Source organism: Anaerospora sp., assembly GCF_032013335.1.
GTDB lineage: Bacteria > Bacillota > Negativicutes > Sporomusales > DSM-15969 > Anaerospora.
In genome coordinates, this window is record NZ_DALZUO010000015.1 from 81,802 (window position 1) to 92,051 (window position 10,250).

10 protein-coding genes are annotated in these 10,250 nt (G+C 42.6%); 5 read left to right on the forward strand and 5 right to left on the reverse strand.

The features are described from left to right. Positions 1-17: 17 nt before the first annotated feature. The 5 genes from RTR76_RS13185 to RTR76_RS13205 all read right to left on the reverse strand — a co-directional run bounded on the left by RTR76_RS13185 (position 18) and on the right by RTR76_RS13205 (position 4,896). The gene (locus tag RTR76_RS13185; protein ID WP_312521396.1) at positions 18-791 is read right to left on the reverse strand and encodes an ABC transporter ATP-binding protein; all 774 of its coding nucleotides are present in this window, start codon (positions 789-791) and stop codon (positions 18-20) included. Continuing rightward, entirely contained in the window at positions 788-1,807 is a 1,020-nt protein-coding gene (locus RTR76_RS13190) for an iron ABC transporter permease (RefSeq protein ID WP_312521398.1), read from the reverse strand. The genes RTR76_RS13185 and RTR76_RS13190 overlap by 4 nt, the downstream gene beginning before the upstream one ends. After that, complete coding sequence (locus tag RTR76_RS13195) at positions 1,804-2,697, reverse strand: cobalamin-binding protein (RefSeq protein WP_312521400.1); 894 nt, start codon at positions 2,695-2,697, stop codon at positions 1,804-1,806. Before RTR76_RS13195 ends, RTR76_RS13190 begins: the two co-directional genes overlap by 4 nt. A 187-nt stretch (positions 2,698-2,884) precedes the next feature. After that, positions 2,885-3,085, reverse strand: a complete 201-nt coding sequence (locus RTR76_RS13200) for a hypothetical protein (protein ID WP_312521402.1) — start codon at positions 3,083-3,085, stop codon at positions 2,885-2,887. A gap of 119 nt (positions 3,086-3,204) precedes the next feature. Continuing rightward, the gene (locus RTR76_RS13205) at positions 3,205-4,896 is read right to left on the reverse strand and encodes a methyl-accepting chemotaxis protein (RefSeq protein ID WP_312521404.1); all 1,692 of its coding nucleotides are present in this window, start codon (positions 4,894-4,896) and stop codon (positions 3,205-3,207) included. 293 nt (positions 4,897-5,189) lie between these two features. Between RTR76_RS13205 and RTR76_RS13210 the strand changes: the two genes are divergently transcribed. The 5 genes from RTR76_RS13210 to RTR76_RS13230 form a co-directional block, all read left to right on the forward strand. Beyond that, positions 5,190-5,738, forward strand: coding sequence for a site-specific integrase (locus tag RTR76_RS13210; RefSeq protein ID WP_312521406.1), 549 nt, complete (start codon positions 5,190-5,192; stop codon positions 5,736-5,738). 340 nt (positions 5,739-6,078) lie between these two features. Next, complete coding sequence (locus RTR76_RS13215; protein ID WP_312521408.1) at positions 6,079-7,572, forward strand: ATP-binding protein; 1,494 nt, start codon at positions 6,079-6,081, stop codon at positions 7,570-7,572. Then, a complete protein-coding gene (locus RTR76_RS13220; RefSeq protein ID WP_312521410.1) occupies positions 7,529-7,948 on the forward strand; it encodes a tripartite tricarboxylate transporter TctB family protein in 420 nt (139 codons plus the stop codon). The genes RTR76_RS13215 and RTR76_RS13220 overlap by 44 nt, the downstream gene beginning before the upstream one ends. Positions 7,949-7,963: 15 nt before the next feature. After that, on the forward strand, positions 7,964-9,454 hold the full coding sequence (locus tag RTR76_RS13225) for a tripartite tricarboxylate transporter permease (RefSeq protein ID WP_312521412.1): 1,491 nt from the start codon (positions 7,964-7,966) through the stop codon (positions 9,452-9,454). Between the two features lie 104 nt (positions 9,455-9,558). Continuing rightward, a partial coding sequence (locus RTR76_RS13230) for a tripartite tricarboxylate transporter substrate binding protein (RefSeq protein WP_312521414.1) occupies positions 9,559-10,250 on the forward strand: 692 nt, incomplete at its 3' end.

A 10,250-nucleotide genomic window follows, 5' to 3' on the forward strand; every position in this document is an offset into this window, starting at 1 on the left:
CTTCTTAGCACAGGTCATTATTCGGTCATATTAGGCCGCACGTATGTTGCTGCCGCATCACGATGCAGTATGAAATCCATATCATATAGTTGGTGCAGGTTCTCAGCAGTAGCTACCTCGCGGCAGCTCCCGTACGCTAGTACCTGGCCTTTTTTTAGAAATAATAGATCAGTACTAAATTGCATCGCTAAATTAATATCGTGCATGACGGCAATAACTGCCATGTTTTTGGTTAAAGCTAGTTTCTTGATTAAATGAAGAATGCTGAATTGGTTGGAAATATCCAGATGAGCGGTTGGCTCATCCAGCAATAGCAGCCTTGGCTGCTGAGCCAAAGCGCGGGCAATAATGATCTTCTGCCGTTCACCTTGACTTAGTTCGCTGCAGGAGCGGAATCGCTTATCCCAGACACCGGATTCTTGCATCGCGGTTTCTACAATTTCATGATCAGCCGGCGAAGGACCGGAGAAACGTGGAATATGAGGAAAGCGGCCCATTAATACCATTTGCAGGGCCGTGTATTCCTGCATGGTAACTTCTGAGCCTACAACGGCAATTTGCTGAGCAAGTTCGCGGCGGCTGTAGTCCGTCAAGGCCTTGCCATGAAGAAAAATTGTGCCGCTATGGGGCTTGAGTATCCCGGCAATTGCTTTCAATAATGTTGATTTACCGGTGCCGTTAGGGGCAATAACACTAACAAATTGCCCTGCCGAAACTGTCAAATTAATATTACTCAGCACTGTTTTGGCAGGATAACCGACCTCTAGCTCCTGGATTTCAAGAATATTCATTGCTGTACTCTCCTACCGGCTGTATATAAAACGTAGAGAAAGAAGGGACTGCCGAATAAAGCCGTTACCACTCCTACCGGAATACCGGACATAAGTGGCACAAGACGGGTTAATCCGTCGGCAAGTAATAGAAAGACTGCACCGAAGACAGCACTTAGCGGTAACAGTATCAAATGTTCGGGGCCAATTATTTTGCGGACCAGGTGAGGTACAATTAAACCAATAAACCCAATAATGCCGCTGACGGATACACAGGCTCCGGTCATTAAGGTCGTTGATACAAGCAGGAATAATTTAACTTTAGCAACATCTACCCCTAAGAAGCGGGCTTCTTCATCACCCAAAGCCATTATATCCAGGTCACGGGCGTATAAGAGGGCTATAGTAAGACCTAAGAGCACGATAAAAAGGACCGGCAGCAGGCTGTCCATGTAATTGGTCAGGCTGCCCATGAGCCAGAAAAGAATCATTTGCATTTGACCAGAGTGTAAGGCCATCAAGGCGCTTAATATGGCATTAAGCATAGCCCCGCAGGCAATGCCGGCCAGCAGCAGCTGCTGGTCAGCACGGATATGGCTACTGCGCTGTCCGAAAAAATACACTAACATCAGGCTGAGAATTGCACCGGCAAAAGCAAGAAAAATCATTAATTCGGTATGACGGGTGACAATGGAGACGGCTGCTCCCAGGGCAGCACCGGAAGATACACCGAGCACAAAGGGGTCGGCTAGCGGATTTTTAAACATTGTCTGAAAGCAAGCGCCTGAAACAGCTAAACCGCTGCCTACAATCATTGCCAGTGCCACTCGCTGCCAGCGGATGTTCCAGACAATGATCTGCTCGGTAGAAGACGTACCTGAACTGCCAAGGCCAAACAACTGGTGTAAAATAATGGAAAACACAGTAGGTACAGCTACTTCAGCCGTGCCCACTGTCAGCATACATAATGCAACTACTGCCAGAAACAGCAGCGAAATAATGAGCAACAGCAGCGGTCGTACTAATAATTGTTTCATTTGTTCTCCCAATCTTTCATTTCCTGCGGATGCAGAATTTCTGCTAATTTAACTAAACCGGTAAAACTGCGCGGTCCAGGGCGCTGTAAAAGATCATCAGTTATAGAAAATACCTGATTGTTTTTTACAGCCTGAATATCACCCAGGTTGGGATTTGTTATTAAGGAGCGTACATCATCGCGACTGTGACTGAGTACAACATAGACCTCAGGATTATAGGCATACAACTGCTCAGTGTCACAAGGGGTATAATCAACATTTTTGTCAGCCGAAACATTAATGCCGCCAGCCTGACTAATGAGATCATGAATAAAAGACTGACGCCCTACCGTCAGGAGCGGTGTATCCCAAACCTCCAGGAAGGTGCGTTTTAAGGGGGCTGACCCCACCAGCCTGCGGACTTCGGCAAGCTGGTCCGCCAATTCCCGGTGAAGCTTATTGCCGCGCTCCTGCTCGCCAATAGCTTCGCTAATGATGTCGATTGCAGTTAAAATTTCAGGAAGCGACTTTGGCTCAACGGCTATCACACGAATGCCCGCCTGTTTTAAAATCTGAATATATTTGGCTTGTATGTCAGTCATTGCAAAAACAATATCTGGCGACAATGCTACAATTTTTTCAACATCCGGCGCATGATAACCACCGATTGTAGGTTTGCTTTTAGCCTCTTCGGGATAATCGGAGTAGCTAGTCACGCCCACGACCCGGTCACCTGCTCCAAGGGCAAACACAATTTCCGTATTGCCTGGCGACATTGATACAATGCGCTGCGGTTTACCTGTCAGCGGTTTTGGCTTAAGACTGTCCTGCTTTGAGAATATGGCAGGGGCAAGCAGCATGGCCGATAGTAATAAGCCGGAAATTAAGTATAACCATTTTGGTTTGTCCATTATCACACCTCAATACAATACAAAACCCTCCCTGAACATACAGGAAGGGCAGAACTAACCGTCAATTGAAGAGCTGCCAATCCATTCCCACTTTTTCATGGGCGCGGTGAAATGGCGGGGCCGCCCAAGAGGCACCTATTCAATCCTATTCAAATTGTTATAATAGTAGCATTTTTGTAAATCCTTGTCAATGAAAGGACTTATTCTCTTCTAACTCGGCGGGAGTAAGATCAAGAAGCTGTTCTTCAGTGATCTCATCACCGTCACCAATAATGATTTCATGGTCATCGTTAGAGTCCAGATGTTTTTCAGCAGCTTTTATCACAACTTCTTCATTACCGCTTTTGGCTAGCAGCTGTTTGCAGGAATGACATACGGCTATTAACAATTTTAATCACCTCTTGGATAGTTTATCCGAAATAACAGTCTATTACGCCGAATGAATAATAGCAAATAAAAGAACGCACTTTCCCTGACAGTTACGTCAAGAAAAGAGCGTTCAGCTTTTTATAATGTAAAGCGTTTGATAGCGCTTTGCAGCTCTTCAGACATTTTTGCCAGTGCTTCGCTGGAAGCTGCTATTTCCTGCATGGAGGCGGATTGCTCTTCCGTTGCTGCTGATACGCTTTGTGTTTGCCCCGACGTATCTTTACTAACTGTATCAATTTCCCGTACTGCTGTTACAATTTGCTGGCTGCCGCTTGCCATCTGTTGAATGGCTGCCGAAATTTCTCTAATTTCAGTAGACATCTGATCGATAAGAACAACGATATCCTTAAAGGTTTTTCCTGTGCTGTTGACAACTTCAGTACCAACCTTAACCTCTCTTGTACCAGCTTCCATAGCCACTACTGCTTTATCCGTATCTTCCTGAATTTCACTAATTAAAGTAGCAATTTGTTTTGCGGCTTCCTGTGATTGTTCGGCTAGTTTGCGAACTTCCTCGGCTACTACGGCAAAGCCTCGTCCTTGTTCACCTGCCCGGGCAGCTTCAATCGCTGCATTTAGAGCCAAGAGGTTGGTTTGGCCTGCAATACCGGATATCGTATTGACAATTTGACCAATTTCTTTGGATCGGTCACCAAGTTTTGCAACTACCTGTGCCGAATGAGCGACTGTTGTTTCAATAGCATGCATCTGTGTAATAGCAGAATGAACCGCCTCGCCACCGCTGGTAGCAGCCCTGGCCGTCTGATCAGTGTTGGCAGCCACAATATTTGTATTAGCAGCTATCTGCTGAATACCTGCTGAAAGTTGTTCAACAATGGCTACTGTCTCATTTACCGCAATTAATTGTTTTTCTGTACCTTGGGCTACGCTGGTTATAGACTGGGCAACCTGATCGGCTGCCTGAGCGGATTGTTCTGCGCTGGCTGTCAGTTCCTCTGACGAAGCAGCTACTTGCTCAGCATTGACCTGCACATTGCGAACAACTTCCCGTAAGTTTGCAATCATAGTTTTAAAAGCTTTTTGCAAATCACCGATTTCATCATTGCGCTGGACTTCTACCTGTTGATTAAGATTGCCGGCTGCGATTTGCTGAGCTACGCCTAATAGTGCGCGAACAGGCCGGGTAATTGCCCGGGAACTAAAAAAGCCAATTAAAATGCCAAGGATAACAGAAAAAATACTAACGCTATTTGCAAGGGACCTAGTGGAAGCCATGCTATCCATAACATCAGCAAAGGTTGTCTGAATTTGTTTTTCCCGGTATCCAGCATATTCATCAGCCTTCTTTATGAGAGACTGTCCAGCTGGGGTAAGCTCATCAGTAGCTACCTGTAAAGCCTCCTGATCTTTACCGGCCTTTTTTAAGGGAACCACTTTTTGTTCAGCGATTTTAGTATAATTATCGTCTAATGTTTTTAGTTCGGTAAGAATTTTCTTACCTTCCTCGTTAACTGCCAAAGCGAGTAATTCTTTTTCCAGAGTTTCATTTTCATTGGATGCTTGCTTATAACTATCATACATTTCCTGCTTACCATTCAGTAAGAAACCGCGGATGCTGCTCGTTTCTACGACAGCATTAAATGCAACTTGGTTTGTTTTAATTAATGTGGGGAGACTGCGTTTTTGAATAACCTGCAGTTCCTCACTTACCTGGCTGATTTTGTACACTGTAATACCTGAGCCCACTGCACTTACCAGCACCACTAATAAAAAGAACCCAATTGTTTTCATTCCTAACGTTAGTTTCATCCTATTGCCTCCTTGTTTTTTTGCTAAGTAGCTTACTTAAAGGGAGTAGTTGGTAGTGTATCCAAGCCCCAGGGGGGCGGGGTATTTGCAAGCAAAAGAATTGAATATAAACATCTTAATATTACGGAAAGAGTAAGTTCGTGAGACAAGTAAAAAGCTGTACTACAGGTAGGTAAAAACAAAAATTGAACAAATGTAACACAATTAATTTATGTTACATTATTTTTGTGATTATAAGTAACATAATGTATAATATAACAGTAATAAGAAGCATTTGAGGATGTGTGGTCAGTATGGAGTATGTGGAACCGATCAGAAGCAAACAGCAAATTGATGCGATGAAAAAGTATTTGAAGGTGCAGAGCTTGCGAAATTATCTGTTGTTTGTTCTGGGTATTAATAGCGGACTGCGGATTTCAGATTTATTGTTGTTAACAATAAACGATGTTAAAAACAAAGACAGAGTCATCGTACGAGAAAAGAAAACTGGTAAAATCAAGGATTTTCCACTCTCCGATACATGCAAGGACGCCATTCGTGAATATCTTTCTGATGTAAAAGAAGAGAGCGGCTGGCTTTTTAAAAGTAAAAAAGGCCATGGGCCAATTACTCGTATACAAGCTTACCGTATTATCAACCAGGCAGCGCGGCATATCGGTATCCGGGAGGCAATAGGCACTCATACACTGCGAAAGACATTTGGATATTGGGCGCATAAAAGCGGAGTTGATGTAACGAAAATTCAAAAGCTGCTCAATCATTCAGCACCAAGTATTACGTTAACTTATATTGGAATTACAAAAGACGAATTAGATAATATTTATATCAATTTGAACTTATAACTTTGCAATAAAAAAGAAAAAATTGGCGAAAAAAAGGATAAAATGTAAAAATAGCGTATTTCTATACTATTCCTAAATTAGGTAACATAAATTAATTATGTTACTACGGAGTTTTTTTTATGACAAAACCACCTCTTCTTAAATAATAAGAGAGGTGGTTTTGTCATTTGGCAGATTATTCTTTATTGTTAATTTTTTTGCTTTTCATGGAAGGATTTAACTTTTAATTAGCGAACACTAGAGGATTAATAGAGAATTTGTAAAAATTGCAAAATAAATAGCGAAGACAAACGATTTTTGTGGCAGGTTTGGGATTTAGTCGCTAAGAGGTGCCAAAACGGTGAAGAAAATTAACTTGGCAACAAAGCTGAATTTCAAGATTGTTTGTATTGTTGTAGTATTAATGATCACTATTACTGCTTACCAGCATTGGTTAGCCTTAGAGGAAGAGAATGAGAAAAATATTAAATGGCTGGTAGCGATAACGGATTTTCTTGTCCAAAATAGTAGAAATATTGTAAGCTCTGATGAATTCACCAAGACTGCGTTACGTACCGAAAGTCAACCTGTAACTACAAATGAGGAATTGCAGTCTATACTTGATGATATAGTAGTCCCAATCAACATAATTAAATTCGGTTATTATTCCCGCTCTAAGGATAGTATTGTTGCTATCGGCCCAACGGCTGATGCTCTTTTGCTTGTTAATTTGGAATCGGATCAGTTTGGCTCAGTGTATGAGACTGGCCAGGCGCAACTAATTGAAAAGAAAAATTCATTGATATGGCATGGCGCAAGCGTAATCACCTATCTTCGACCAATCGAAAATAAGGGTGTTATAGTTGGCCATGCCTTTGCGTCTATAAACCAGGATGCGGTTTATGCCGCAATTTGGAAACGAACGCTGAATACTTTCTTAGGTGCATTTATTATGTTATTAGTCTGTGTTGCTGTATTTAGGGAATTATTTAGTAAACTGAAAAATGATTTGCAGCTGTTTGCAGAAACAATTGCAGAGGGTCGTACGGTTAGTTTTAACAGTGAAATAACAGAATTTACGCCTATATTAAAATACATAGGCGAACAAACAGAAAAAATGACCCGCTTAGACAGATTAAATATTATCGGTGAAATGGCGGCAAGTATTGCTCATGAAGTGCGCAACCCTATGACTACGGTACGCGGTCTATTGCAGCTTATGAGCAAAAAACCGGAATTCACAAAGCAAAGAGATAATTTAGACCTAATGATTGATGAGATTGATCGTGCTAACAGTATCATTACGGAATTCTTATCACTAGCAAAAAATAGGGCAATGGAATTTAGTGATAACAATATTAACGATATCATTCGAGATATATATCCCCTGCTGCGGGCAGATGCATTGCGAAACAATTGTGAGATTAAAGTGGACTTTAAGGAAATTCCCACTGTCCCCGTAGATCAAAACAGTATTAGACAGCTTGTGTTGAACATGGTTAGAAATGGCTTGGATGCAATGGCAGGAATGACAGGTAGCATTGAAATTAGCACAAAGTCGGAAAATGGTATCGTGTATTTATCAATCAAAGATTATGGCTGTGGCATATCACCGGAAGTGAGAGAAAAGCTTGGCACACCTTTTTTCACTACAAAAGAAAAAGGTACTGGCCTGGGGTTAGCTATTTGCTACAGAATTGTCGAGCGCCATGGAGCGTCATTGGCTGTAGAGAGCGAACTGGGAAAAGGCACAGTCTTTACGATAGCATTTGTTCCAGGGTTGGCAACTTCTGACGCAAAGGTGGACAAAAATGATCGAAAAAATAATAACGCTGTTGTTTTTACTTGGAAGTAGTGCATATTTGTATTCTGCTCAGGAACTTGCATTTGGTACACTAAGCGCACCAAAATCCGGATTTTTGCCGTATTTGGCAGGAAGCGCAGCAGTGCTGCTTTCCTTATTACTATTGGTTAAGCAAGTCCGGTCAAGAGATACCGTAACGTGTGAAAAAGCAGATTGGACAAAATTTATTTTTATTATTATTGGTCTTGTTTTTTATATTACGATTCTAAGCAGCATTGGCTACCTGCCTTCTACTTTTATTCTTCTCTTTTATTTGCTAAAGGTTACCGATACTTCGGGCTGGGTCACCCCTCTGCTGATTGCTGGAATCAGCTCTGTTGCATGTTACCTGGTATTTGGACGATATTTGGCCGTTCCGTTGCCATAAGGAGGTGCTGGAAACTTGGAGGTACTGGCTTCATTACTACATGGATTCGCAATTAGCATACTTCCGGCAAATTTATTAGCTTGTGTCATCGGTGTTGTGATTGGAACTTTAGTCGGAGTATTGCCAGGTATAGATACTATCAGTGCAATTGCGCTCTTGCTCCCTTTTAGCTATGGTCTGGATAGTACACCTGCCTTAATCATGTTTGCAGGAATTTATTATGGTTCTAAATATGGTGGATCGACTACATCCATTTTGATGAATGTTCCCGGCGAAGCTGCTTCCGTAGTTACTTGCCTCGATGGATATCCTATGGCGCAGCGCGGACGGGCCGGTGCAGCATTGACCGTGTCAGCTATTGGTTCTTTTATCGCAGGAACAATCGGTATTATCGGGTTAACATTGCTTGCTCCGCCGCTGGCTCAAGCGGCTTTAGCATTTGGACCTCCTGAATATTTTTCAATTGCCTTAGTTGGACTGGCGATTTTATCTAAACTGACCGGAACCTCTATCCTGAAATCGCTTTTAATGGCTGCGGTAGGAATTATATTAGGTACTGTCGGTATGGACAGCTTATCGGGGATTAGCCGGTTCACGTACGGTATTGATGAATTAGACCGGGGCTTTGATTTATCTATACTTGCTATGGGCGTGTTTGGCATCGGGGAAATTATTACGGTGATGACTGAGCCCCGTAACCGCCCGGCTGTACCGACAATTCGCATGCAGGATTTGTATCCGACCAAGGAAGAATGGCGTCGCTCAGGTGTTCCCATGGTCCGTGGCGGCATTATTGGTTTTCTGGTAGGGTTGCTTCCTGGCCCGGCAGCGACAATTGCCAGTTTTGTCTCGTATGCCACAGAGAAACGATTCAGCAAAAATCCTGCTCAATTTGGGCAGGGTGCAATCGAAGGAGTTGCGGGACCTGAATCTGCTAACAATTCAGCGATCTCAGCTACTATGATTCCCTTGTTGTCACTGGGTTTGCCCTTTTGTGGTGCTACCGCCATTATGCTGAGTGGGTTTATGCTTCATGGCATCATTCCCGGACCGGCACTGATTACGCAACAGCCGGACTTGTTCTGGGGGTTGATTGCCAGTATGTATATTGGCAACGTATTATTACTTGTCATTAATTTGCCGATGATCGGCGTATTCGTTCAACTACTTAAAACGCCTATGTATATCTTAATGCCATTAGTTGCAGTTGTTACATTGACGGGGGCGTATTCAATTAATAATAGTATATTTGATTTAGGTTGGGTGATTATTTTTGGCGTAATAGGATTTCTGTTGCGCCGGGCGGGATTTGAACCGGCTCCATTGGTAATTGGGTTGGTATTGGGGCCAGAACTGGAACGCGGATTGGCGCAAGGCTTGATTATCAGCAATGGAAATGTATGGACGCTGATTAGTCGGCCTATTTCGGCTACCATTTTATCCGTCGGTGCGATCGTCATGCTCTATAATACGGCTAGCTGGTTTAAAAAAGTAAGAGGTTGCTAAAAAATATCATTCAAAAGGGGAGGTAGACTATGAAGGATAAAACTCTTGTGTGGTTAGTGACAGTCTTAGTTCTTGGAGTCATAACAATAGGAGGGTGTACGAGTATGAAAACTGTAAAAATGCCTGAAACTCCTAAATATCCAGATAGGCCGATTACAATGATCGTTCCGTTTAGTGCTGGAAGTGGGCCCGATCTTATTGCACGTTTATTAGAAAGATCAATACAGCAACAATTAGGGCAACCAATAGTAATTGTAAACAAGCCCGGTGGAGCGGGAACATTAGGATTTAATGAGTTAGTAGGAGCTAACCCTGATGGTTATACAATTGGAATCTCCAGTGTTGAATTAATTTTAAATCCACTTTATGGCTCATCTAAATATAATTATCTTACAGCCTTAGAGCCGCTTGCTCAGGCAACGAGTTCAACGTCAGTCTTGGTAATTCAAGCAAATCAACCATGGCAAGACGCTAAAGCTATAATTGAGTATGGGAAACTGAATCCGGGAAAATTGAAGTTTGGCCACCAAGGCATAGGATCATTTAGTCATATCGTTGGTGAAACATTTTCATTGTTTACAGAAAGTGAATTAGAGCAGGTTCCTTTTCGTGGAGGCGGGGAGACTGTTGCTGCATTACTAGGGGGACATATTCAACTAGCCTTTGTTTCTCCTGCTATGGCGAAGGAACATATAAAGAATGGTACCCTACGAGCGCTAGCTATTTCAGATATTAAACGGTTAAATGACCCAGTGTTTGCACAAGTACCAACCTTTAAAGAACAAGGATTAGATAT